21 protein-coding genes and 1 tRNA gene are annotated in these 23885 nt (G+C 65.7%); 13 read left to right on the top strand and 9 right to left on the bottom strand.

What is annotated here, in order from left to right:
- Nucleotides 1-56: 56 nt before the first annotated feature.
- The 3 genes from ABZ677_RS12785 to ABZ677_RS12775 are packed head-to-tail and all read left to right on the top strand — an operon-like array spanning nucleotide 57 to nucleotide 945.
- Nucleotides 57-260, top strand: coding sequence for a DUF4244 domain-containing protein (locus ABZ677_RS12785; protein ID WP_037187877.1), 204 nt, complete (start codon nucleotides 57-59; stop codon nucleotides 258-260).
- A gap of 23 nt (nucleotides 261-283) precedes the next feature.
- Nucleotides 284-595 (top strand): TadE family type IV pilus minor pilin, encoded by a 312-nt coding sequence (locus ABZ677_RS12780; protein ID WP_358369806.1) that lies wholly within the window; start codon nucleotides 284-286, stop codon nucleotides 593-595.
- Nucleotides 592-945: an Rv3654c family TadE-like protein gene (locus tag ABZ677_RS12775; RefSeq protein WP_358369804.1), complete on the top strand. Its 354-nt coding sequence runs from the start codon at nucleotides 592-594 to the stop codon at nucleotides 943-945. Before ABZ677_RS12780 ends, ABZ677_RS12775 begins: the two co-directional genes overlap by 4 nt.
- Before the next feature lie 220 nt (nucleotides 946-1165).
- Here ABZ677_RS12775 and ABZ677_RS12770 read toward each other — a convergent pair whose 3' ends face one another.
- Nucleotides 1166-2428, bottom strand: a complete 1263-nt coding sequence (locus ABZ677_RS12770) for an alpha-hydroxy acid oxidase (RefSeq protein WP_358369802.1) — start codon at nucleotides 2426-2428, stop codon at nucleotides 1166-1168.
- A gap of 224 nt (nucleotides 2429-2652) precedes the next feature.
- Between ABZ677_RS12770 and ABZ677_RS12765 the strand changes: the two genes are divergently transcribed.
- Nucleotides 2653-3447, top strand: coding sequence for a CPBP family intramembrane glutamic endopeptidase (locus ABZ677_RS12765; protein ID WP_358369800.1), 795 nt, complete (start codon nucleotides 2653-2655; stop codon nucleotides 3445-3447).
- Between the two features lie 8 nt (nucleotides 3448-3455).
- On the opposite strand, the gene ABZ677_RS12760 is transcribed toward ABZ677_RS12765, so the two are convergent.
- Nucleotides 3456-5825, bottom strand: a complete 2370-nt coding sequence (locus tag ABZ677_RS12760) for a DEAD/DEAH box helicase (RefSeq protein ID WP_358369797.1) — start codon at nucleotides 5823-5825, stop codon at nucleotides 3456-3458.
- Between the two features lie 399 nt (nucleotides 5826-6224).
- On the opposite strand from ABZ677_RS12760, the gene ABZ677_RS12755 reads away from it, so the two are divergent.
- From ABZ677_RS12755 to ABZ677_RS12740, 4 genes are all read left to right on the top strand, one after another.
- The gene (locus tag ABZ677_RS12755; RefSeq protein ID WP_005248460.1) at nucleotides 6225-6428 is read left to right on the top strand and encodes a cold-shock protein; all 204 of its coding nucleotides are present in this window, start codon (nucleotides 6225-6227) and stop codon (nucleotides 6426-6428) included.
- Nucleotides 6429-6576: 148 nt separating this feature from the next.
- Nucleotides 6577-7164 (top strand): hypothetical protein, encoded by a 588-nt coding sequence (locus ABZ677_RS12750; RefSeq protein ID WP_037187885.1) that lies wholly within the window; start codon nucleotides 6577-6579, stop codon nucleotides 7162-7164.
- Between the two features lie 109 nt (nucleotides 7165-7273).
- Nucleotides 7274-10261 carry a type I DNA topoisomerase gene (topA, locus tag ABZ677_RS12745; RefSeq protein ID WP_094632344.1) on the top strand — a complete coding sequence of 996 codons (2988 nt, stop codon included), beginning with the start codon at nucleotides 7274-7276 and terminating at the stop codon, nucleotides 10259-10261.
- 131 nt (nucleotides 10262-10392) lie between these two features.
- Nucleotides 10393-11580, top strand: coding sequence for a DNA polymerase III subunit delta' (locus ABZ677_RS12740; RefSeq protein WP_037187888.1), 1188 nt, complete (start codon nucleotides 10393-10395; stop codon nucleotides 11578-11580).
- Here ABZ677_RS12740 and ABZ677_RS12735 read toward each other — a convergent pair.
- Entirely contained in the window at nucleotides 11577-12095 is a 519-nt protein-coding gene (locus ABZ677_RS12735) for a CGNR zinc finger domain-containing protein (RefSeq protein WP_358369793.1), read from the bottom strand. The genes ABZ677_RS12740 and ABZ677_RS12735 overlap by 4 nt on opposite strands.
- Before the next feature lie 88 nt (nucleotides 12096-12183).
- Here ABZ677_RS12735 and ABZ677_RS12730 point away from each other — a divergent pair, with 88 nt between their 5' ends.
- The 3 genes from ABZ677_RS12730 (at nucleotide 12184) to ABZ677_RS12720 (ending at nucleotide 13931) form a co-directional block, all read left to right on the top strand.
- A complete protein-coding gene (locus tag ABZ677_RS12730; protein WP_358369791.1) occupies nucleotides 12184-12879 on the top strand; it encodes an SDR family oxidoreductase in 696 nt (231 codons plus the stop codon).
- A 66-nt stretch (nucleotides 12880-12945) separates the two neighbouring features.
- Nucleotides 12946-13018 (top strand) — tRNA-Thr (locus tag ABZ677_RS12725).
- Nucleotides 13019-13121: 103 nt separating this feature from the next.
- Complete coding sequence (locus tag ABZ677_RS12720) at nucleotides 13122-13931, top strand: alpha/beta fold hydrolase (protein ID WP_358369788.1); 810 nt, start codon at nucleotides 13122-13124, stop codon at nucleotides 13929-13931.
- On the opposite strand, the gene ABZ677_RS12715 is transcribed toward ABZ677_RS12720, so the two are convergent.
- The 4 genes from ABZ677_RS12715 to ABZ677_RS12700 are packed head-to-tail and all read right to left on the bottom strand — an operon-like array spanning nucleotide 13921 to nucleotide 17917.
- Nucleotides 13921-14733: an ABC transporter permease gene (locus ABZ677_RS12715; RefSeq protein WP_358369785.1), complete on the bottom strand. Its 813-nt coding sequence runs from the start codon at nucleotides 14731-14733 to the stop codon at nucleotides 13921-13923. The two genes, ABZ677_RS12720 and ABZ677_RS12715, sit on opposite strands and share 11 nt — an antisense overlap.
- A complete protein-coding gene (locus ABZ677_RS12710; RefSeq protein WP_358369783.1) occupies nucleotides 14730-15674 on the bottom strand; it encodes an ATP-binding cassette domain-containing protein in 945 nt (314 codons plus the stop codon). The genes ABZ677_RS12715 and ABZ677_RS12710 overlap by 4 nt, the downstream gene beginning before the upstream one ends.
- Entirely contained in the window at nucleotides 15671-16798 is a 1128-nt protein-coding gene (locus ABZ677_RS12705) for a hypothetical protein (RefSeq protein ID WP_358369781.1), read from the bottom strand. The genes ABZ677_RS12710 and ABZ677_RS12705 overlap by 4 nt, the downstream gene beginning before the upstream one ends.
- Nucleotides 16799-16819: 21 nt before the next feature.
- The gene (locus ABZ677_RS12700) at nucleotides 16820-17917 is read right to left on the bottom strand and encodes a DNA alkylation repair protein (protein ID WP_358369778.1); all 1098 of its coding nucleotides are present in this window, start codon (nucleotides 17915-17917) and stop codon (nucleotides 16820-16822) included.
- A gap of 704 nt (nucleotides 17918-18621) precedes the next feature.
- On the opposite strand from ABZ677_RS12700, the gene ABZ677_RS12695 reads away from it, so the two are divergent.
- Both ABZ677_RS12695 and ABZ677_RS12690 read left to right on the top strand, forming a co-directional pair.
- The gene (locus ABZ677_RS12695; RefSeq protein WP_358369776.1) at nucleotides 18622-21147 is read left to right on the top strand and encodes an EAL domain-containing protein; all 2526 of its coding nucleotides are present in this window, start codon (nucleotides 18622-18624) and stop codon (nucleotides 21145-21147) included.
- Between the two features lie 46 nt (nucleotides 21148-21193).
- Entirely contained in the window at nucleotides 21194-22285 is a 1092-nt protein-coding gene (locus ABZ677_RS12690) for a spore photoproduct lyase family protein (protein WP_358369774.1), read from the top strand.
- 34 nt (nucleotides 22286-22319) lie between these two features.
- Here ABZ677_RS12690 and ABZ677_RS12685 read toward each other — a convergent pair whose 3' ends face one another.
- Nucleotides 22320-23405: a DUF2087 domain-containing protein gene (locus ABZ677_RS12685; RefSeq protein WP_358369772.1), complete on the bottom strand. Its 1086-nt coding sequence runs from the start codon at nucleotides 23403-23405 to the stop codon at nucleotides 22320-22322.
- A 61-nt stretch (nucleotides 23406-23466) separates the two neighbouring features.
- The gene (locus ABZ677_RS12680) at nucleotides 23467-23835 is read right to left on the bottom strand and encodes a helix-turn-helix domain-containing protein (protein WP_358369770.1); all 369 of its coding nucleotides are present in this window, start codon (nucleotides 23833-23835) and stop codon (nucleotides 23467-23469) included.
- Nucleotides 23836-23885 lie beyond the last annotated feature (50 nt).

Here is a 23885-nt window from a genome sequence, read left to right as displayed (position 1 = left end):
GCACTCGAGTGTCCGGTGCGGAGATGCCGCATCGGAGAACAGGGAGGGGAACCGAGATGATCGAGAACGCACTGCAGGAGTTGAAGACTCGAATCGTTCTGTTCGGCGTGGAGGACGAGGGCATGTCGACCGCGGAGTACGCGATCGGCACCATCGCGGCCGCGGCGTTCGGGGCGGTGCTGTACACGGTGGTGACCGGCGACAGCATCGTGTCGGCTCTGACGGGGATCATCGATCGAGCGTTGAACACTGCAGTCTGAGCCTGGGCGGTGACGACGGGGCCGTGACGGTGGAGGCGGCGTTCGCGATCGCGTCCATCGTTGCGGTGATCGTGGTGTGTATCGGGGCGATCGTGTCGGTGACGATGCACATCGGCTGCGTCGATGCGGCCAGGGAGGCAGCTCGGTTGGCGGCCAGAGGGGATGCGGACCGGGCTGTGTCGGTGGGGGAGAGGGTTGCGCCGGAGGGGGCTCTGGTCACGGTGACCGAGGATGGGGAGTTCTTCGTCGCGCGGGTGGAGGTGGCGAGCCCGCTGCCGGGATTGAGGTTGTCGGCGGAGGCGGTTGCGGCTGCGGAACCGGTTGCAGCGGAATGAGAACGGGCCTGCGCGACGACGAGGGCGGCGCGACGGTGTTGGCGGCGCTGGCGATGTCGGCATTGATCGCGGTCGTGGTGATGGTGATGAACGTCGGCTCGGCGGTGAGTGCTCGTCATCAGGCGCAGTCGGCGGCCGATCTCGCTGCGTTGGCCGGGGCCGGGGCCCTCGATCGTGGGGTGGCGGATGCGTGCGAGACGGCGCGATCAGTAGCGAGCAGGATGTCGACCGATTTGCGGGAGTGCACGATCGAGGAGTGGGACGTGATCGTGACGGTGGGGCAGCCGGTGTTCCTGGGTCGCTTCGGAATGTCCGACGCCATCGCCTCGGCGCGGGCGGGTCCGGGGTGAGGGCGGTTGGGTGCGCCCGCCCGAATCCGCAAACGCGCGCGCGTTTGCCAGGTGCGCACGAAATCGCCTCGTTTGGCCGGCGATTTCGCGAGCGTTCAGCGAATGCGCGCGCGTTTGCGTCGAAACCCGGCCTCGAACCCGGCCTCGAACCCGCACCCCGCACCCGTGGCCGAAATTCGCGCCACGGGTTCGGCGGTCCGAGACGGCCCGGCTGCAGCGGTCAGTGTGTCGTGACTGTGCGTGCCTCGGACTGCAGAGGGGCGAGCCGAGTCAGTTGAGTGACGTGCTCCGGGGTCAGTTCCGCAATCGAATTGACTTGCAGCAGTTGCATGGTGCGCACGATTTCTTCGCGCAGTATCTCGATCATGCGGTCGACGCCCTCGCGACCCCCGGCCATCAGGCCGTACAGGTACGCCCGGCCGACGAGGGTGAACGATGCTCCCATCGCGAGGGAGGCGACGATATCGGCACCGTGCATGATGCCGGTGTCTACGGCTACTTCGAAGTCGGAGCCGACTTCGCGGACGACCTGAGGCAGCAGATGGAAGGGAACGGGAGCCCGATCGAGTTGTCGGCCTCCATGATTGGACAGGATGATCCCGTCGACTCCCAGTTCGGCGAGACGGACCGAATCTGCCACCGATTGAACACCTTTGACAACCAGCTTGCCGGGCCAGATCTCCCGGATGACGTCGAGATCCTCGAACGAGATGGATGGATCCATCGCCGAGTTGAGCAGCTCGCCGACCGTGCCGCCGGTCGAAGACAGCGATGCGAACTCGAGCTTGGCCGTCGTGAGGAAATCCCACCACCACCACGGCCGCGGAATGGCGTTGGCGATCGTCGACGCGGTCAACTGCGGCGGGATGGAGAACCCGTTGCGCTTGTCGCGCAGGCGAGCTCCGGCGACCGGTGTGTCGACCGTGAACAGGAGGGTGTCGAAGCCTGCCTTCGCGGCGCGTTCGACCAGCCCGAACGAGATGTCGCGGTTGCGCATGACGTAGAGCTGGAACCAGTTTCGCCCATTCGGGTTGGTGGCCTTGACGTCCTCGATCGACGTGGTGCCCAGGGTCGAGAGGCAGAACGGGATTCCGGCAGCTCCGGCTGCGGCAGAACCTGCGTATTCGCCCTCGGTCTGCATCAGTCGAGTGAATCCCGTCGGGGCGATGCCGAACGGGAGCGCGGACGGCCCGCCGAAGACCGAAGTCGAGGTGTCGACGTGGGAGACGTCCCGCAGGATCGAAGGGTGGAATTCCACGTCGCGGAAGGCCTGACGAGCCCGCGAGAGCGAGATCTCGGCGTCGGCGGCACCGTCGGTGTAGTCGAATGCCGCGCGCGGGGTGCGTCGACGGGCGATGGTGCGGAGATCGTCGATGGTGAGTGCGGCGTTCAGGCGTCGTCGACGCAGATTCAGATCCGGTTTCTTGAACGAGAGGACCTCGCGCAGGTCGGTAGCTTTGGGCATCTGCCGGTTGATGGGCATGTCACGTTCTCGATTCTGTGGGCTGATCCTCTTCCCACCACACCACCCGAGGTGTCGGCAGCGACGAGCAGGGTCCACCGACGAAACCCGAAAAGACGAAACCCGAATATGAGGACCAAAGTAACTAGTGGCAGCGGCCCGGCCGGCGTCATCGTGGACAGAAGAGACGTCCGCGTCTTCGTGGCCGCCTGACCCGACACTTTCTCGAAAGGTGTGAGAGCGCCATGAACGCTGTGCATGCGAAGTCGACGCAGGGGGCCCGTGGTCACCGGATCGCGCCGACTCCACTCGTCGGAATCGCCGTCGTGATCGCCTACATCGTCGTTGTTGCGGGCATGCAGTTCGCCTCGGGGATCGATTACGGCGATTGGTTCGCCACTACCGACAATGTGTACCGAACCGCGGTCATTCCACTGTTGGTGGGATCCATTCTTCTCGTTGCGTTTCTCTACTGGGCGCGATGGGACTCGATATGGCGGGACTCGGTGCGGCTACCCATGTCGATCGTTCTCTGGGTGCCGCCGATTCTGTTCGGTCTTGCCATCGTCCCGCGGCTGATCGCTGTCGACTGGGCGGTGATCGGCGCAGACCTGATCGTGGCCGTGGCGCTGACGGCGGTGCTCGTCGGATTCGCCGAGGAGGTGCTGTTTCGGGGAATCTTCCTGCGCAGCATGCGAAGCGGCGACCGGCCGGAGGCCTGGTGTGCGGTGTGGACAGCGGTCGCGTTCGGTCTGTTCCACATTCCGAACATCTTCATGGGACAGGGACCGTCCGGCATCTTCCAGGTTGTGCTGGCGACGTTCAGCGGCTTCGTTCTCTACCTGTTCCGGCGAGGGTTCGGGCTGATCGTCGTCGCGATGTTCTTCCACGGACTGTGGGACTTCTCGGTGTTCCTCGACGGAGACTTCGGCGAGGGCGTACTACACGATCTGAGCCTGCCTGCGCTTCTGCTCGTCGTCATTGCGACAACCGTCGCTGCTGTGGTCATCGTCAAACGTGAACGCGCGGTTGTGCGGTGAACCCTGGCTCACCCCTCCCGAGTGATGGCCGCCAAGACAGCGGTCAACACTCGAACAGCACCGTCCTTGTCCAAGGGATCGTTGCCGTTTCCGCATTTGGGCGATTGCACGCAGGACGGGCAACCTGTTTGGCATTCGCAGGAGACGATGGCGTCTTTCGTAGCCGCGAGCCAATCGGCGATGGCCACGTGACCGCGGTCTGCGAAGCCTGCTCCGCCGTCGTATCCGTCGTAGACGAAGACGGTCGGTAGGCCCGTATCGGGGTGCAGTGCCGTCGACACTCCGCCGATGTCCCAGCGATCGCACGTCGCCACCAGGGGCAGCAGTCCGATGGCGGCGTGTTCTGCGGCGTGCAGCGATCCGGGGAATCGTTCGTACGGAACTCCGCTGTGCTCGAGCAACTCCGGGGTGATGGTGTACATGACGGCTCGGGTGTCGAGTGTCTGTGCGGGCATGTCGAGTTCGATGGAATCGAGAACCTCGCCCGAGAGGAGGCGTCGGAGATAGCCGACAACCTGATGAGTGACGTTCACCTGCACCAGTGCGACTCGTACCTCGCCGTAGTCGACGGATTCGTGCACCGCGGTGATCGAGATGTCGGTGATCTCGCGAGCCGAGGTGTTCCACTCGGGCTGCTCCGCGTGGACCAGTGCGAGACCGGCATCGAGATCGAGTTCGTCGACCACGAACGACTCACCCTGGTGGATGTGGACGGCCCCCGGGTGGGCGGTGGCGGGAGCGCGGCCGCCGTCGACGGTGCCCAGCATGCGGCCGGACTCGCCGTCGACGATGGCCACCTGCACCCCGGTGCCGCCGCGAATGTTCACCGCACCGTGCGGTGAGAGCTGCTGGCCCTCGGGCGTGATGAACCACCCGTGTGGACGCTTGCGCACGTACCCTTTCAGCTCGAGCTCCTCGAGCACCGATTCCGCGTTCAGCTCCTCGGCCTCGACGAGGGTGATCGGCAGTTCGACTGCAGCGCACAGTAACTGCGGAGCCAGGATGTACGGGTTCGTGGGGTCGGTGACGGTGGCCTCGACGGGCTTGTCCAACAGTGCCGCCGGGTGATGCACCAGATAGGTGTCGAGCGGGTCGTCGCGCGCAACGAGCACCAGCAGGGAGCCCTCCCCGCGTCGTCCGGCCCGGCCGCCCTGCTGCCAGAACGACGCGACGGTACCGGGGAAGCCGGCGACGATCACCGCGTCCAAACCGGCGATGTCGACGCCCAATTCGAGCGCATTGGTCGTGGCGACGCCCAATAGGGTGCCGTCGGACAGATCGGATTCGAGTTTGCGCCTATCCTCGGCCAAATACCCTGCGCGATAGGCGGCGACGCGTCGTACCAATTGCGGATCGACGTCGGCGAGAATTCTCTGGGTACCCAGCGCGGTCACCTCGGCTCCGCGTCTGGACCGCACGAATGCCAGAGTGCGCGCGCCCTCCACCAGTAGGTCGGCCATGATGCGCGACGCTTCAGCGCCGGCGGATTTCCTTACCGGAGCTCCGTTTTCGCCGGTGATCTCTTTGAGCAGCGGTGGTTCCCACAGAGCGACGGTGCGGGCTCCGTGTGGGGATCCGTCCTCGGTGACTTCCGCGCACGGTGCTCCGATGAGGCGGCTTGCGGCCCGCCCCGGTTCGGAGGTCGTCGCACTGGCGAGAACGAATACCGGCGATGCTCCGTACCGTGCGCACAGGCGTCGCAACCGGCGTAGTACCAACGCGACATTGGATCCGAAAACGCCACGGTAGTAGTGGCATTCGTCGACCACCACGTAGCGGAGGTTGCGGAGAAATCTCGACCACCGCTCGTGCGAGCCGAGGATGCCGAGATGCAGCATGTCGGGATTGGTGAAGATCCATCGTGCGTTGGCTCGGGCCCACTGGCGAATCTCGATCGGCGTGTCGCCGTCGTACGCGCTGGGGAATACCTCGGCGAGTTCGTCTGATGCCGAACGCAACTCGTCGGTGATCGAGATCGTGGTGCGCAGCTGATCGGCACCGAGGGCCTTGGTGGGAGCCAGGTACAGCGCGGTTGCCCGGGCATCGGCGGACAGGGTCGTGAGAATGGGGAGTTGGTACGCCAGCGATTTGCCCGACGCGGTGCTGGTCGACAGCACAACATGATTGCCCTCGGCGGCGAGTGTTGCCGCACGTGCCTGATGCGTCCACGGTTGTGCGATCCCACGAGAGGTGATCACCTGCACCACTTCCGGGCCCACCCACGACGGCCAGGAGGCGAACTGAGAGGCCCGTGCCTGCAGTTCGGCGACGTGGGTCAACGGGCTCTCGCTCGCGGACGATCCCGCCAACACTCGATCCAGCAACCGCTGCCCGTAGCTCCCGACATCCGCACCGCCGTGCGGATGGTTCTCGCTCACTGCCGGTCTCCATGCATTCGTTCGATCTACAAGTGCCGTCGGGCTCTTCGCGACCTGGGATCCTCATGCTAGCGCGGACCCTGCTGGGCTCCTTCGTGCCCTGGTGGAAGCGGCTATTCACCTGTCGGAGGTTGTCCGTTTCGACAACACGGACAAAATGTTCGAAAACGGTCGACTTTCGACTGTTGCGAACGCGGATCTCATGGTTCACTTGACCCGGTCGCAGCTTCTGTGTTCGTTCTACGCTCGCAGGATCTATCGTTGCGGGCGCGGTACTGGAAGAGCTCGTCCGTCAGGGGGAATCCTGAGGGGGATTCAGGAAAGTGCAGCGGTCGGAACCGGCCCGATGGACCGAAAGTGCGCTCCATCGAATCCGGTGTTAGAAAGAGAAGGAAAAGCATGGCTCAGGGAACTGTGAAGTGGTTCAACGCCGAAAAGGGCTTTGGATTCATCGCACCAGAAGACGGCTCGGCTGACGTCTTCGTCCATTACTCCGAGATTCAGGGCAGCGGCTTCCGCACCCTCGAGGAGAACCAGCGCGTCGAGTTCGAGGTCGGCCAGGGCACCAAGGGTCCTCAGGCAACGGGCGTTCGCGCAGTCTGATTCTCTTCTTTTCGGAGTCGAGAACCGTCATCCCCCTTTTCCAACGGTCGTACGAGGCCGATGGAAAAGGGGGATGTTTCGTTTCCGCGAACCACCGGGGAGCGCCGAAAGCCGTGAGCGCGGGCGTCGATGTCCTAATGTCCATGCTGTGAACCAGCTGTCCTTCTTCTCCGCCGAGTCGTTGCCGCCCGCGGTGACCGATCTCAGTGGGCTGCTGGCTGCCACCGGCCATGTCGTCACCTCCGCGGGTGCGGCCCGAATTTCCGTCGTGGTCGACGCTCAATGGCGCGCGGATGCCATCGCCGAACTCATCGAGCAATGTGGTCTGACGCCGGAGCTCGGTCGATCGGAAGAGGACAGGCCACTGGTGCGCACCGCGTCGGTGCCCGAACTGTCCGCGTTGGCGTCTCTGTGGACCAAGGGCGCTGTGAAGGCCGTCCCGCCCGGTTGGGTGCCCGGCTCCCGCGAACTGCGCGCCTGGGTGCTCGCGTCGGGTCGGCCCGAGGCGGAGGGGGAGCGGTACGTGCTGGGTCTCGATCCGCATGCGCCGGAGACTCACGCAGTCCTCGCTCAGTCCCTGATGCGCGCGGGCATCGCGCCGACGCTCATCGGCACTCGTGGGTCCAATCCGGGCCTGCGAATCACCGGTCGACGCCGGTTGCTGCGGCTCACCGAGAACGTCGGCGAGGCTCCACAGAACGTGGACGCACGTACCAATTGGCCCCACGCCGAGTAGGCCGATCTGTGACTGATCTGCGAGTATTTGGCCGACGTATGTCAGTCTGTTAGTAGTGGGACAGGCAAATCTGCCTGTGAAAACGCACTAGGGAAGGTTCGGCAGCAAGGTGGCAGCACGTAACAACGGCACGGGGGACAGCTCCGCCGAGCCACGTCGTCTGGTCATCGTCGAGTCTCCGACCAAGGCAAAGAAGATCGCCCCGTACCTCGGGAGCAACTACGTCGTCGAGGCCTCCGTCGGCCACATTCGCGACCTTCCCCGCGGTGCCGCGGACGTTCCCGCCAAGTACAAGGGCGAGCCCTGGGCGCGTCTCGGCGTGGACGTCGACCACGACTTCGAGGCCCTGTACGTCGTCTCGCCCGAGAAGAAGGGCAAGGTCGCAGAGCTGAAAAGCCTGCTCAAGGACGCCGACGAGCTCTATCTCGCCACTGACCCCGACCGCGAGGGTGAGGCCATCGCCTGGCATCTCCTCGAGACCCTGAACCCCAAGATCCCTGTTCGACGCATGGTGTTCCACGAGATCACCAAGCCGGCCATCCTCGCCGCTGCGGCCGATACCCGCGACCTGGACCAAGACCTCGTCGATGCCCAGGAGACCCGTCGTATCCTCGACCGTCTCTACGGCTACGAGGTCAGCCCGGTGCTGTGGAAGAAGGTCATGCCGAAGCTCTCGGCAGGCCGAGTGCAGTCCGTCGCCACCCGCATCGTCGTCCAGCGTGAGCGTGAGCGGATGGCCTTCCGCAGTGCCGAGTACTGGGACATCTCCGCCACGCTCGACGCCGGAGCCGACGCCACGCCGCGCAGTTTCGGTGCCCGTCTGGTCAATGTCGACGGCAATCGCGTCGCCGCCGGTCGCGACTTCGGGGCCGACGGCAAGCTCAAGTCCGATGCGGTGACCGTCCTCGACGAACCGCGTGCCCGACGCCTCGCCGAGGCTCTCGAAGGTGTCGACCTGACGGTCGCGTCCGCCGAGGACAAGCCCTACACCCGCAAGCCGTACCCACCGTTCATGACGTCGACGCTGCAGCAGGAAGCCGCCCGCAAGTTGCGCTTCAGCTCCGAGCGCACCATGCGTGTTGCGCAGCGACTGTACGAGAACGGCTACATCACCTACATGCGTACCGACTCGACGACGCTGTCCGCGTCGGCGATCTCGGCGGCGCGCACCCAGGCGACCGAGCTCTACGGACCGGAGTACGTCCACCCGACGCCGCGTCAGTACACCCGCAAGGTCAAGAACGCGCAGGAGGCCCACGAGGCCATCCGCCCGTCCGGTGACGTCTTCCAGACGCCCGGTCAGTTGCACTCCGCCCTGCAGACCGACGAATTCCGCCTCTACGAGCTGATCTGGCAGCGCACGGTCGCGTCGCAGATGGCCGACGTTCGCGGCACCACGCTGACACTGCGCATCACCGGAACCGCCGGAACCGGCGAGGAGTGCACGTTCTCCGCATCGGGTCGCACCATCACGTTCGCAGGCTTCCTCAAGGCCTACGTGGAGAGCGTCGACGATCAGGCCGGCGGACAGTCCGACGACGCCGAATCCCGTTTGCCCGCACTGGTCCAGGGCCAGGCCGTCACCGCGACCCAGCTCGATCCCGACGGTCACACCACCAACCCGCCTGCACGATTCACCGAGGCGTCGCTCATCAAGACGCTCGAGGAATTGGGCATCGGTCGACCATCGACGTACTCGTCGATCATCAAGACCATTCTCGACCGCGGTTACGTCTACAAGCGTGGCAGTGCGCTGGTGCCGTCGTGGGTGGCGTTCTCGGTGGTTGCGTTGTTGGAGGCGCACTTCGGGCGTCTGGTGGACTTCGACTTCACCGCAGGTATGGAGGACGACCTCGACGCCATCGCGGGAGGCCGTGAGCGACGAGGCAATTGGCTGCAGAGCTTCTACTTCGGCGGTGAGACCGGTGCCGAGGGTTCGGTGGCTCGCTCGGGTGGCCTGAAGAAGATGGTCGGCCAGAACCTCGAAGAGATCGATGCCCGCACCATCAACTCCATTCGGCTGTTCGACGACTCCGAGGGTCGCGAAATCCATGTGCGCGTAGGCCGTTACGGTCCGTATCTCGAGCGCATGGTGAAGAACGACGACGATCCCGACGGCGATCCGATCAGCCAGCGCGCCAACCTGCCCGACGATCTTCCGCCGGACGAGTTGACGATCGACTTCGCCGAAAAGCTGTTCGCCACACCGCAAGAGGGACGCAAGCTCGGTGTGGATCCGCTGACCGGTCACGACATCGTCGCCAAGGAAGGCCGTTTCGGGCCCTACGTCACCGAGATCCTGCCCGAGCCGGAACCCGAGCCGACGCCGCCTCAGCCCGACATCGTGCCGATTCCGTCCGGCAACGACGGTGACGGTGGCGGAGGCGTCAAGACCGCGGTGAAGAAGGCGGCGGCCAAGAAAGCTCCGGCCAAGAAGGCGGCTGCCAAGAAGGCGACCGGCCCCAAGCCGCGCACCGGTTCTCTGCTCAAGTCCATGGATCTGGCGACCATCACGCTCGAGGATGCGCTCAAGCTGCTCTCGCTGCCCCGCGTCGTCGGAGTCGATCCGGAGTCCAAGGAAGAGATCCTCGCGCAGAACGGTCGCTACGGCCCGTACCTGAAGAAGGGCACCGACTCTCGCTCGCTCGCCGACGAGGATCAGATGTTCACCGTCACGCTGGAAGAGGCGCTGAAGATCTACGCCGAGCCCAAGCGTCGGGGTCGTCAGGGTGAAGCCAAGCCGCCGTTGCGTGAGATGGGCGTCGACCCGATCAGTGAGAAGCCGATGGTGATCAAGGACGGTCGCTTCGGGCCGTACGTCACCGACGGCGAGACCAACGCCAGCCTGCGCAAGGACGACGACGTCGAGTCCATCACCGACGATCGTGCGTCGGAGTTGTTGGCGGACAGGCGTGCTCGCGGACCGGTGAAGAAGAAGGCACCGGCCAAGAAGGCGGCTGCCAAGAAGGCTCCGGCCAAGAAGGCCGCAGCGAAGAAGGCTCCGGCGAAGAAGGCCGCTGCCAAGAAGACGGCCACCAAGACGACGACGAAGGCTGCTGCGAAGAAGGCACCGGCGAAGAAGACCGAGAGCGAATAGCCCGCGAGCTCGAAGTTATGGATGGGATTTCGGCCGAATGCGTCCATAACTTCGAGTTCGGCGATTCTCGGACGCGCGAGCCGTACCTGCCCGCGCCGGGGTAGTCGGTCCCAACCGTTAGGGTTGCGTGCATGGCGGGTGTGTTCGATCGATTGGTCGGTCAAGAGGATGTCGAGGCCGATCTGACGGCCGCGGCGGTGGCTGCTCGCACCGGCGTCGACTCGTCGGCGATGACGCATTCCTGGCTGTTCACCGGCCCTCCCGGATCCGGACGTTCCATCGCCGCCCTGTGCTTCGCCGCGGCATTGCAGTGCACCACCGAGGGCGTTCCGGGGTGCGGGCACTGTCAGGCGTGCTCGACGACCATGGCCGGTACCCACGGGGATGTGCGACGCGTCGTGCCCGAGGGATTGAGCATCAGCACCAAGGAGATGCGCGACATCGTCTCCATCGCCTCGCGTCGACCCAGCACCGGGTTGTGGCAGGTGGTGGTGGTCGAGGACGCCGATCGGCTCACCGAGGGTGCCGGAAACGTATTGCTGAAGGTCGTCGAGGAGCCGCCTGCCAAGACGGTGTTCCTGCTGTGTGCGCCGTCGGTCGATCCGCAGGACATCTCGGTGACGCTGCGTTCGCGTTGCAGGCACGTCTCGCTGGTCACGCCCACGGTGCCGGCGATCGCGCAGGTGCTGCAGACCCGCGACAAGCTCGACGCCGAGACTGCGGAGTGGGCCGCGTCGATCAGCGGCGGCCACGTGGGCAGAGCACGTCGTCTCGCCACCGACGAGGATGCGCGAGCGCGTCGCAAACGTGCACTGGCTCTGGCGTCGGCTGCAGCTCGGCCCAACCAGGCGTACCTCGCGGCCGAGGAGTTGGTGAAGGCCGCCGAGGACGAGGCCAAGGAGATGAGTGCCTCCCGCGACGAGGCCGAGACCGAGGAATTGCGGACGGCTCTGGGTGCGGGCGGTACCGGCAAGGGTGCCGCGGGTGCGCTGCGCGGCTCGGCCGGGGTGCTCAAGGATCTCGAGAAGCGGCAGAAGTCGCGTGCCACCAGGACCGGTCGTGATTCACTCGATCGCGCGCTGATGGATCTGGTCGGCCTGTATCGAGATGCGCTCGCGCGCTCGTACGGATCGACCGCGACCGCCACTCACCCCGACATGGCCGAGCAGGCCGAGCGCATGGCAAGAGCCGTCTCGCCCGAGGCGCTGCTGAAGAGCATCGAGGCGATCCTCGAATGCCGAGAGTCGTTGGCGGTCAACGCAAAACCGAAGTTCGCCATCTACGCGTTGGTCGGGACGCTGGGCGACGTGCTGCGTTAGTCCTGCGCTTTCTTCCGCGCCCGTGAAGCTCGAAGATTGGCAACGTTGCCGCAGGTCTTCACGTCGTGCCAGACACCACTGTTATTGCGGGAGCGGTCGTAGAAGGCGGATCCGCACGCCTCGTTCTTGCATCGCTTGAGTCGACGCCACGTGTCCGCCTGTTGCGCGAGAAGCACTTCGGACCAGATCTGCGACGCGATGTAGTCGGCACCGGTGCCGGTGGGCGAGAGTCGGACGGTGCCGTCGGTGCCCGGAACGAGATCGACCGGAACAGCCGGCCGTGCAGCCATATCGCCTGCAATGGCCGCTTCCACATCCGATCGCAACATCCGTAGCGCGGCTGCGTCCTCGTTCGAGAGCGCCGTCCCCCAGGTGGAGGACGCTGACTCGCCGTCTGCGATGAGGTCGGGCAGCTCGTACGCGTCGATGGCTCGCGTGTTGAGCAGATTCTGCACCACCTGCAAGCCGTCGGGTGCCGGCGCGAGGCGGAAGCGCTCCGTCGGAGACAGTGACATATGTGAACCCTATTTGACTATGTCGTACTGGTCAACTATGAATGACAGAATCAAACGCATTTTACCTCTGTCTCGAAAGGTGACGGCCATGGTGTCGATTCAAGGAGCAACAGTGTTGGTGACCGGCGGTCAGCGCGGTCTGGGCAAAGCGACGGTCGACGCGTTGCTCGAACGTGGGGCCGCGAAGGTCTACGCGACGGCGAGGAGCCCGCGCGAGGTCTCCGATCCTCGGGTGGTGCCGGTTGCCCTCGATGTCACCGACGCCGATTCCATTGCAGCGCTTGGTGATATCGCGTCCGACGTATCGATCGTCTTCAACAACGCCGGTGCGCCGGGGACGACACCTCTGTTGACGACCTCGATCGACGACATCCGCGCGGTGTTCGAGACCAACGTGTTCGGCGCGCTGCGAATCGCTCAGGAATTCGCGCCGATCCTGAAGGCCAACGGAGGCGGCGCGCTCGTCGACATCCACTCGGTGCTGTCCTGGCTCGGCGGCGCAGGCGCGTACGGGGCGTCCAAGGCGGCAATCTGGTCGGTCACCAACTCGCTGCGGCTCGAGCTCGCACCGCAGGGAACCCTCGTCGTCGGGGTGCATCTGGGATACACCGACACCGACATGATCGCCGAGCTGAACGTGCCGAAGAACGACCCACGCGATGTGGTGCGCCAGGTGCTCGACGCCGTCGAGGCCGGCGAGACCGAAGTGCTCGCCGACGACCTGACCAGGCACGTCAAGGCGAAGCTGAGCGGGCCGGCGGAAGGACTCGGGCTCGCAGGCTGATCGCCGGGGGAGGCGATTTTCGTTTCGACGTGATGCTCCGTTAGACTCACCAACGCCGAAAGGCACGCCGCCTTAGCTCAGTCGGTAGAGCATTTCACTCGTAATGAAAAGGTCAAGAGTTCGATTCTCTTAGGCGGCTCAGACTTAGAAGCCCCTCACCGATAGCAATCCGTGAGGGGCTTTTTCGTACCCGGATCCAGTAGCCCGTCGATTCGGCCGACGCGACGGGCACACTGGATGGAGTGTTCGCCTCCCTCGCTCCGGCCCGTCGTCGTCTCGCGTTTTTCGTACTTGCTCTCGTCCTGGTCGGGGTCGTCGCGGTCGTGGCGGCCTTCGTCGCATCGCGCTCCACGAGCGACCCCGTTGCGAGCGTCGACCAGTCCGTGCCCGGCCCGGTGTTGCTGGTCCCCGGGTTCGGCGGTTCCACGGACGCGCTGGAGGTGCTCGCGTCCGAACTACGGGATGACGGCCGCGACGCGACGGTCGTGGCTCTGCCCGACGGCGGCGTCGGCGATCTGACCGTGCAGGCGCAGACCTTGCGCGACGCCGTCGACGCGGCTCTGACTCGGACGGGGGCGACCTCGGTCGACGTCGTCGGGTATTCCGCCGGCGGGGTGGTGGCCCGGATCTGGGCCACCGATCTGGGCGGCGCAGAGCAGGCTCGACGCATCGTGACCCTCGGCTCCCCGCACCACGGCACCCAGGTGGCGGCTCTGGCAGCCCAGTTCGTGCCCGACCAGTGCGCGGCCGCCTGCCAACAGCTCGCCCCGGACAGCTCCGTGCTCACCGCCCTGAACTCCGGCGACGAGACTCCGGAGGGTCCGCAGTGGGTGTCGATCTGGACCGAACTGGATCAGGTGGTGACCCCGCCGAACTCGGCCCAACTCGACGGGGCGATAGACATTCCCGTCCAGAGCGTGTGTGCGGACTCCACCGTCGACCACGGAAATCTGCCCCGTGACCCGCTTGTCGCCGCGATGGTCTCCGCCCAGTTGGACGGCAACTCCACCACCCAGCTCGGCGCAGCTGATTGCAGCCGTCTCAGCTCGTGATGTCCTTCGTCGTGAAGTTCGCCCACGCGGCACCCAGAAGCACGACGACGTAGACGCCTTGCAACCCGACACCGCGGACCAGGTCCCGCGTCGGTACCGGGTCGCGGAAGAGGTCGACGAAAGCCAACCAGTACCGCGTCGGCAGGTACGGCGCGATGGCGTCGGCGGCGTCCAGCGTCAGCAGCAGCGAGCTGGCGATGAGGAACGCCAATGCGCCCAGCGTCGCGGCGAGCGGTGAGTCGGTCAGGGTCGAGAGGAACAACCCCATGGCAGCGACTCCGAGCATCGACAGCGTCACATAGAGCACGGCGATGACGGTGCGCGCGGCGACCTGTTGATCGGTCAGCACCGTGCCGGACACGCTGGCGACGCCGGCCAACGACGTGGTGTCGAACAGCGTCGTCCCGACGAAGTACGCAACGGCGGCCACGACGACCACCGCCAGCAGCACGAAGGCAGCCACCGAGATCAGCTTCGCCACCAGCAGCTTCGTCCGTCCCACCGGGCGGGCCAACAGGTAGCGCAGGGTGCCGGCCTGGGCCTCCCCGGCGACGGAATCGCCTGCGATGACCGATACCGCGACGGGCAGGAACAGCGGAAGCACGATGGCGAGAGCGGCGAGCGGAAAGAGCTGACCGTTGTTGATCACCGCAGACAGGAAGGCGGGACCTTCGCCGGGCCGCGGACCGACATCGGTCAGGGCCAGCAGTCCCGCGACGATGGTCGGCAGCAGATTGAGCAAAAGAATGACGACCCACGTGCGGGGACGGCTCAGCATCGCGCGCAGCTCGACGCCGATCATGCGGTCACCCCGGCCGTCATGGAGCGCGCCGGAACGCGGTCGGCACTGTCGCCGGTGACGGCCAGCACGGACTGCTCCAGACTCATCTGTTGCGTCGTCAGCTCGCTCACCCGCACCCCACCTTCGACGAGCAGTCGATTGAGCTGGGCCGAGTCGGGGTGTTCGATCACGAGGTGCTGCCCTTCACGGTGGAGCACGGTGGCGTTCCGGACTCCGGAGACCACGGTGACGGCCTCGGCCGGGTCCGGAGTGCTCACGAGCACTCGGCCGGTGGGCTGCTGGAACGCGGAGAGCTGATCCTGCAGAACGAGGCGACCCCGATCGAGCACTCCCACTCGGTCGCACAGCTGCTCCACCTCGGCCAGCAGGTGGCTGGAGAGGAACACCGTGGTGCCCTTCGCATGCAGGCCGAGGAGCAACTCTCGAATCTCGAGGATTCCCTGCGGATCGAGACCGTTGGTCGGCTCGTCGAGTATCAGCAGCTCGGGGGTGCGCATGAGCGCCGCGGCCAAGCCGAGTCGCTGCCGCATGCCGAGCGAGTACTGCTTGACCGGTCTGCGTCCCACCCCGGCGAGACCCACCTGCTCGAGGGCCTCGCCGACACGGGCGGTCCTGGTACGCCGGGAACCTCCCGGCCCGGCCGCGTCGAGCAGCGTGAGGTTCCGGCGTCCGGAAAGGTTGGGGTAGGCGGCGGGGTTCTCGATCAACGCCCCCACTCGCGGCAGCACGCTCCTGCGTCGCCGCGGCATCTCCTCGTCGAGCACCTGCATCTGCCCGGAGGTGGCCAGGACCAGCCCGAGCAGCATGCGCACGGTCGTCGTCTTGCCGGAGCCGTTGGCGCCGACGAAGCCGTAGATGTCGCCGGCGCGCACGTCGAGGTCGACGCCGTCGACTGCCCGCACCGATCCGTAGCTCTTGGTCAGGCCGGTCGTGCGGATCATGTGGCTGCTCCTTCGAGCTGCAGGGCTGCGGTCGCCAGGGTCTCCGCGGTGACGGTGCCGGAGAGCAGGTAGCGACGCCGGTCGGCGGTGGGCTCGGTGATCAGGACGTTGAGCGGACCGATCGACAGCGCGACGCTGCCGCCGGTGAGGACTGCGCCCGGGGCTGCCCGCAGCTGGTCGACGAGCCCGCGCGCGGCGCGGCGTGGCAGGGGAGCGGCGATCAACTCCGTCACTCCGCGGCCGTAGATTCCCACCGCACCCTGGCCGCCGCGTTCTCTCAGGTCGAGTCCGGACAGCGTCGACGGAAGCCGGGCGGAGTCGATCCCGTCGGCGAACGAGGCGATGTCGAGCCCGTCCTGCTGCTGCACATCGGTTCCCGGCGGCGGGACGAAACGGACGGTGTCGGCGTCGGGGGTCGCGGAGGAGAAGTCGAGGAATGCGGTGCTGACGATAGGGCGAGCGGCCCCGTCGCCCAGCACGTCGACCTGCAGCGGCAACCCGCTGCCGGGGTCCACCCACACGTCGACCTCGGTGACGGTGCTCTGCGGCTCGCTGGGGATCAGCCGCAGGCCGGGGGCGTCCCGGCCGGCGATCCTGCGAGCCGGAAGCCGGGTGACCTCATCGGCGCTCGCTTCGCTGAGCAACCGCTGCCCGAGCTCCGGGGGCAACAGGTCGGCTTGGCGAGGAAGGCGCAGGCTCGGCTCGGGGACGGGTGTCGCCACGGCCGTGTTCTGTTCGTAGTCCCAACTCCACAGCCGAGCCGGGCTCCGGTAGAGACCACGCTCACCGGCGAGGCGCACGGTGTCGACGCGCCAGCTGTCCGGGCCGCGGTACCACGCGCGCAGGGTCGTGGTGTCGCCCAACAGATCCGGAAGGCCGCCGAGTCCGTCGGTCACCGGCAGAGTGACACCGCCGACCGCCTGGGCGTAGCCCGAGTACGGCGTCGCGGTGGAGGACTGGACTCGGGCAAGCAGTTCGGCCGCGCCGATGTTCGACGCGCCGACGGGCAGGCGTGCGATCACCGAGGGGGTGGCGACGAGCACGGCGATGCCGAGCACCACTGCCAGCCACCGCCACTTCTCGCGCACCTCTTCGACCGTACGGATGTGCCCGTTGTGCCGCATTCGGGCAGTACAAAGCCGCGGCTAGCCGACGAGCACGAACTCCGCCGAACCGTAACTCGCACCGTTGATCTGGAGCTCGATCGAATGTGGGCCCGGGTAGTACTTGCGTGTGGTCAACGTCCGAAAGGAATGCTGCCGCACGACGTCGATGCTCTCACCGGGAGCGATCGTTCTTGTCGTCAGCTTGAACGTCTTCCCTGTCATCCGGCCATTCGCCTTGGTGTGGTGGACGATGTAGTCGATCGCGACCTTGGCCGGTTCGGTGCCGACGTTGCGGATCGAGGCCTCGAAGTGGACGCTGTCGCCGATCCGCAGCTCCGCGACGTCGAGGGTGGGGCCGTCCACCTCCAGGTCGGCCGGAGCGAACCCGAGCAACGCGAGTGCGTCGATGTTTCCGTTCTTGATCACGGTCCGAAGCGCATGTCGAACGAGCTGGTCGGTGTTCGCATCCGGGCCGTCGAGCCACCGCGCCGCGGACCGGACGACCAAATCCGGTACGTCTCGGCTGAAGTCGTTGAGGTGGTTGGCCACCGAACGCCGAACGTAATCACTGTCGTCCCGGTAGAGCTCGTCCAGGATCGGCACCGTGACGCCCGGGCGCGCGAGAATGTCGGGGACACGGACCGACCACGGAAGGTACGGGCGGGTGCCTTCCGATGCCAGACGACGCACGTGCGCGTCCGATGACTGCGTCCATTCGAGTGCTGTCGCGAGAGCCCGATCCGCATCGGCTCGCAGGAACGTGCGGATGGCGAATTCCGAGCTGAGTCGACCGGTGAGTTCGGCCAGAAGCGACATCCCGTCGTCGAACGCGGCGGATGTCTGCTCGTCCACGGCCTTCATGGCCACGGCACTCGTGACCGGCCAGATCGACCATCCTTGGAAGTCCGGGTCCTCGGCAGCCCGGCGGATGGTGCGAGCGAACTCCGGGTAGTCGCCGGGCAATCCAATGAGAAGGGCATCGCGCAACAGATCGGCGCGGGCTCGAAGCGCGAGCGGACCCAACCGATCGATCGACCCTTCGAGTGCGGACAGATCTGCGCTCGGTGCTGCGGTCCGGATGGTCCGCATCAGTGTGCGGGCTGCATCCGGGCCGATGAGTTCGTCGGCGAAAGGCATGAGAGCTTCTTACCCGACGCGCCGCGCACCGAGTCGGTCGATTGCCCGAATTGTGGCGCGTCCACCCTCGGCAGATGCCCGCAGCGGGGTTACGAAAGGTTCGGTTCGGCAAAAACCTTCACATGGGTCGTTTGAATCCGATATACATACTCTCGGTCGCGGGGCTCAATCCCCGCGTCGTGGTATCCCCCTCGGCGTACGGAGAAATTTCATGGACATCTCTTCCTTCATTTCCAGCCTGCTCTCGACCGGCAGCAGCACTGGCAGCACGATCTCCGACATCCCGATCCTGCAGCTTCTTTCGTCCGGTTCCGCTTCCTGAGCGACCCCCGTACCGAGCAGGCCCCGTCGACGCGTCGACGGGGCCTGCTTTCGTTGATCGGCTCGGTGATTTCTTGCTCGTGCTTCTTTCTCGAACGAGCCGTCGCTGTCGATCCCGGGTCGGCGAGATCACCGGGGCGACACCCTGTTGTCCCACTGCGCCAATGGCCACGGAAGGAATCGGATTGGGATACCCTTCGCGGATCATCAGTGCGCGGACACGCTGGTCGACTCGGGTTTTCGATGGGGCGGGTATTCACTGCGATCCCGGTCGATCGTGCGACGCACTGGGCTACAACCCTGGGGGGTCGCGTCATGCCCGTCTCGTGTGTCGAGTGGAACCGCAGCGCGTGTTGTCGGTGTCGATCCGGTGAGGCCCCGCTGTGAGCGGCTGGGTGTGGGTGGTGATCCTCAACGGGATCACCGCTGCGGCGTATCTGGGGATCGTGCTGTTCATCGTCCGGGGTCTGATGCGGACCGGGCAGCTGCGGAACAACCGCTTGGCGGTGGCAACGGCGGCGATCTTTCTGACCTGCTCTGCGCACCACCTGCTTCATGCGGTGCACCTGGCCGCGGCGGTCGGGGGCCACGCATCGCATCTCGACTCCGGCGCGGGAACGGTCGACGCGATGCGGGAGTCGATGGGCGGCACCGCCGACGTGGTGGTGACGGCGTCGACAGCGCTCGCCGGTGTGATCTATCTGGGGATGCGCCGCTTCTACGGAGCGTTGCTCGGCTCGCCCTCGATGTTCGACGATGCCAGCGAGGCCCGGTACCGGCAATTGGCGGCGAACCTACCGCACACCACCGTGCTCGTCGTGGACTGCGATCTGCGATTTGTGCTCGTCGAGGGTGCCGAACTGGTGGCGGAGGGATACGACCCGCGACGGATGGAGGGTCAGCTGTTGCGAGACACTGTGACACCGGAGGTCTACGCACAGCTCGAGCCGCATTACCGAGCTGCGGTGGCGGGGGACGAGACGTCGTTCGACACAGTCAGCTCCCGAACGGGAGCGATCTTCCAGGTCAAGGCCAGACCACTGCGTGACAGTTCGGGCACGATCGTCGGAGCCATGGTCCTGTCCGAGGACGTCACGGCCGAGCGTGAGGCGCGGACCGAGCTCGAGCAGGCGCGCGCGTTCCGCGACGCGGTGTTGACCGCGTCGCCGGACATCACCACCGTCACCGATGTGGGCACCGGCCAGGTCACGTGGGCTTCTCGAAGCCTGCGGTCGCTGTTGGACGGGCCGCCCGAGGAGGGGCCACCCGACGGACCTTCACCGAACCCCAGGCTCGGTCGCTCCGACGACCTCGACGACCTCGAGGCTCCCGAGGATCGTCTGGACGGTGCGGTGGCAGAGGACATCGGCGTCGTCCGAGCCGCGGACCGGCAAGCGGCGTCGCTGCCCGAGGGGGAGAGCGTCACGATCCGCTACCGGGCGCGAGCAGCCGACGGCTCACTGCGGTGGCTGTCGCGACGCACCACGCCGTTTCGTCGGGGACCGTCGGGGGAGGTTGCCGAGGTGCTCTCGGTGGTGCGGGAGGTGACCGACGTCGTCGAGGCAGAGCTGGCACTCGAGCGGGCAGCTCTCCAGGATCCGTTGACCGGGCTGCCCAACCGGATGCTGCTGCTGGACCGGATCGGCTCGGCGATCGAGCGCGGTGAGAGCACCGGCGCTGCTGCAGCCGTGTTGTTCTGCGATCTGGACGGATTCAAACGCGTCAACGACACCGGCGGTCATGCTGCCGGCGATGCGGTTCTCGTCGAGGTTGCTCGACGTCTGCGGTCGGTGCTGCGTGCCAACGACTCGATCGCCCGAGTCGGCGGCGACGAGTTCGTTCTCGTCGTCGACGCGCTGCCCGCCGAACGTGGTTCCGGCAAGCTTGCGGGTGCAGGCTTGGCGGAGCGCGTCGCCGAGCGCATCCGGGCGGTTCTCGCAGCTCCGATCGTGTACCAGGGCAGCCAGTACGTGGTGTCGGCCAGCGTGGGCATGGTGCTGGTTCGCAAGGGTGCCAGCGCGCAGGAAGTGCTGCGGGACGCGGACTCCGCCATGTACCGAGCCAAGCAGCTCGGTAAGGACCGGATCGAACTGTTCGACGACGCGCTGCGCGCGAACGCCCTCGAGCGTGCCTACATCGAGCAGACCCTGCGGGGTGCCCTCGATCCTGAACACCGCGGCGCCGCGACGCTGACCGTTGCCTATCAGCCGGTCTACGACCTCGGCAGCAGAGCGCTCACGAGCTTCGAGGCACTCGCGCGCCTACGTGACGACGACGGCGCAGGGATCACACCGGACCGATTCATTCCCGTGGCGGAGGACACCGGTCTCATCTCCGAGCTCGGGGAGCGGGTGCTGGACGACGCGCTGGGCACTCTGGTGCGGTGGCGTGCGGCGCACCCGCGCGGTTCGGGGGTCGGCATCCCGGTCACGATGGCCGTCAACCTCAGTGCCCGACAGGCTCAACACATGGATATGGCCGTGGTGGTGGGCGCGGCGCTGGGGCGGCACGGAATGGCTCCGGAGGACCTCGTTCTCGAGCTCACCGAGTCGGTGCTGCTCGAGTCGGGGTCCTCGATGCTGCGTCAGCTCGGTGAACTGCGTGAGCTGGGTGTCGGCATCGCCATCGACGACTTCGGCACCGGATTCGAGAGCTTGCGGTACCTGGCCACGCTGCCGGTGAGCGCGGTGAAGATCGATCGATCGTTCACCGCCACGATGACCAGCGATGAGACGAGCAGCAGCATCGTTCGGGCGATCATCAATCTCGCCCGAGATCTGCATCTGGGGTGCGTGGTCGAAGGGATCGAGACCCTCGCCCAGCTCGACGCCTTGCCGAGTTCTGTTCAAGGGCAGGGATATCTGTTGGGTAGACCCGCTGAGATTCCGTCGAACACCTGGGTCTCGTAGCACCTGACGGGAAGGATCCACGACGGACGGGCGTTGGACTCCGGTAATGGACAACGCTTTCTCTGCCCCTACTCGGCTGTGGACGCCGTCGCGCGTCCTGATCACGCGGTCCGCGTCGGAGCTGCCGCACACCGCGGAGATCGTTTGCCGGTGTGAGGAGGCCGGCGTGACCGAGATCGACGTGCTGCCGGGCGACCGTCTGACGGGCCTGCGCGGGGAGACCGAGCGAGAGACCTACGCCCGTGCCAAGACGACGATGGCCGTGGTGGTTGCGCCGCCGAGTGTGCTGAAACCTCAACCGATTCCGCCGAGCGCCGACTGGCGCATCGACCTGGCGAAGGGGTGCCCGGCGCACTGTCAGTACTGCTATCTGGCGGGGTCGTTGTCCGGGCCGCCCATCACCCGGGTGTTCGCCAATCTCGACGACGTTCTGGCCGGAATCGGTACGCATGCCGGCAGCGGCACCATCACCTCCGGCACCGAGGAGCGAGGCCACGAAGGGACGACCTTCGAGTTGTCCTGTTACACCGATCCTTTGGGAATCGAGCATGTGACGGGATCCCTCGCCGAGGCCGTGCGCAGAGTCGGTGCGGGCGAGTACGGCGATGGCGTGTCGTTACGCTTCACGACCAAGTTCGACGACGTCACCGAGTTGGTGACGTTGGATCACGGACGTCGCACGCGAGTTCGTTTGTCGGTCAATGCCGATGACATCGCGCATCGTTTCGAAGGGGGAACTGCGCGGATGCCTGCTCGAATCGAGGCGCTACGGCAGCTTGCGCTGGCCGGATATAGAGTGGGATTGACCATCGCGCCGATCATGCCCATTCCGGGGTGGCGCGAGCAGTACGGTCGGCTTCTCTCGACCGTCGCCGATGCGCTGCGCGGCGTTCCCGATCTGGACCTGACCGCCGAGATCATCACTCATCGGTTCACGCCGTCGAGCAAGGACGTGCTGTTGAGCTGGTACCCGGGGACGAAGCTCGAGATGGACGAAAGTGCCCGCACGGCAAAGAGGAACAAGTTCGGCGGCGTGAAGTACGTCTACCCGAAGGACACCATGTCGGACATGCGGACGTGGTTCGTGGAAGAACTCGAATCCGTCCTACCCGACGCGCAGCTTCTGTACTGGACCTGACGAAGCCCGACCCCGCCGCGGGCTGGAGGTCGTTCTACGTCGCACTTCTGGCCCGGTACATCGAGCCCGCACCGTCTCGTTCGAGAAATCCGGTATCGACGAGCTCGCGCCGTAGTGTCGCGTAGTCGTCGTCGAAGAACCTGCACAATTCGTTGACCTGGTGCTCCGACGCCCATGTCGTCGAACTCAGTTGCTGTGCAATCGCATTCAGAAACTCGGCACGATCACGGCTGTATCGGGCCATCCGCGTCGGCGGGGGCGTTGTTCGCGGGAGATCGCGAAAACTCTCGAACGTGTTCTCGTCCACGACGAGGCGATCGTCCACCCGGGTCACCACCGACAGGGCGAACAGGCGCGCGACTGCCTTGTGTAGTGCACGGTCGGCCAGTGACGTGTGGGACTGCAGCTCGGCCACTGTCGAGACTCCACTGCCGATCGCGAAGAGGACCGCCCGAAGATCCGGATCCGCCAGGACATGAAGTACGCCGGTCGCGTGGTCCAGCAGCGGCGCATCGTCGTGCACGCCGATGGACTCGAACCGCACCGGAACCCCGGTGGCGGACATCATCTCGTCGGTGAAATCGACCTCGCGAGGGGGCTCCGACCGCTTCCTCATGAGGCCGATTCCTGGAAGCGTCAGGGTCTCGACGTCGTCGGCGCCGAAGCGCACGATCGCGTTCCACAGCGGGTTGTCCCCGGCCGGAAGGTATGAGTTCTCGACGGCGAGAACTCCACCCACCGCAACGTGTGGCCACAGAGTACGGAGGAACCGCGCGTCCTCCACGAGGGATTCACCGTCGATCCAGGCGAGGTCGAACGGGCCGATGTCTCGTAGATTCCGAGGGGACAAGTCGAACAGGGAGTCGGTGACCGACTCGACGAAGTCGAATTTCGGCCGATGTTCCTGAACGAAGTCGTCGACGCTGGAGTCGCTCGGATCGGTGGCGAAGGTCCGGAGTCGCGGCACCGCTGCGGTTGTGGACCGTTCGAGAGCGGACGCCAACGCGATCGCCGTACGTGCAGACCCGACGGTGATTGCACTCTTCGGTTGCATCACCGTCGCCAGGCCGGACAGCACGGCGTCAGCGCGTGCGGTGGAATGCTGTGAATGGCTCGTCATGGGTGTACCTCTTCTCCGAGATCTCAGGACATTCGGGCAGCACACTGCTGCGGTGAGTGGATCAGGGAGCGTCGAATCGATTTCGGGCGGTGTCGATTTCGTCCATGTGCCGAGTTGCCCACGCAAGAAGTACGTCGACGGGATCCCGAAGGGTCTTGCCCAGCGGTGTGATTCGATATTCCACCGCCACCGGGCGAGTGCTCAGAACGATGCGTTCGATGATGCCGTTGCGTTCGAGCTTCCTGAGAGTTGCGGTGAGGGACTTCTGCGTCACTGTCGGAATTGCACGGCGGAGATCGTTGAATCGGCAGGGGCGCTCGCACAATTCGTTGAGCACCTGAAGCGACCATTTGTCCAGCACCTGATCCAACAGTTCGCGGTGAGGGGCACTGATGGTCAGCTCTGCGTTGCCGTCGGCGGTATCGGTCATGAAACCAGGTTCCCTTGAAGTGTCCTTTGTGTACCAGGTATCAATCCTAT

The organism is Rhodococcus sp. NPDC006774 (assembly GCF_040636045.1).
Classification (GTDB): domain Bacteria; phylum Actinomycetota; class Actinomycetes; order Mycobacteriales; family Mycobacteriaceae; genus Rhodococcoides.
This window is presented reverse-complemented; position numbering and strand designations above follow the sequence as displayed.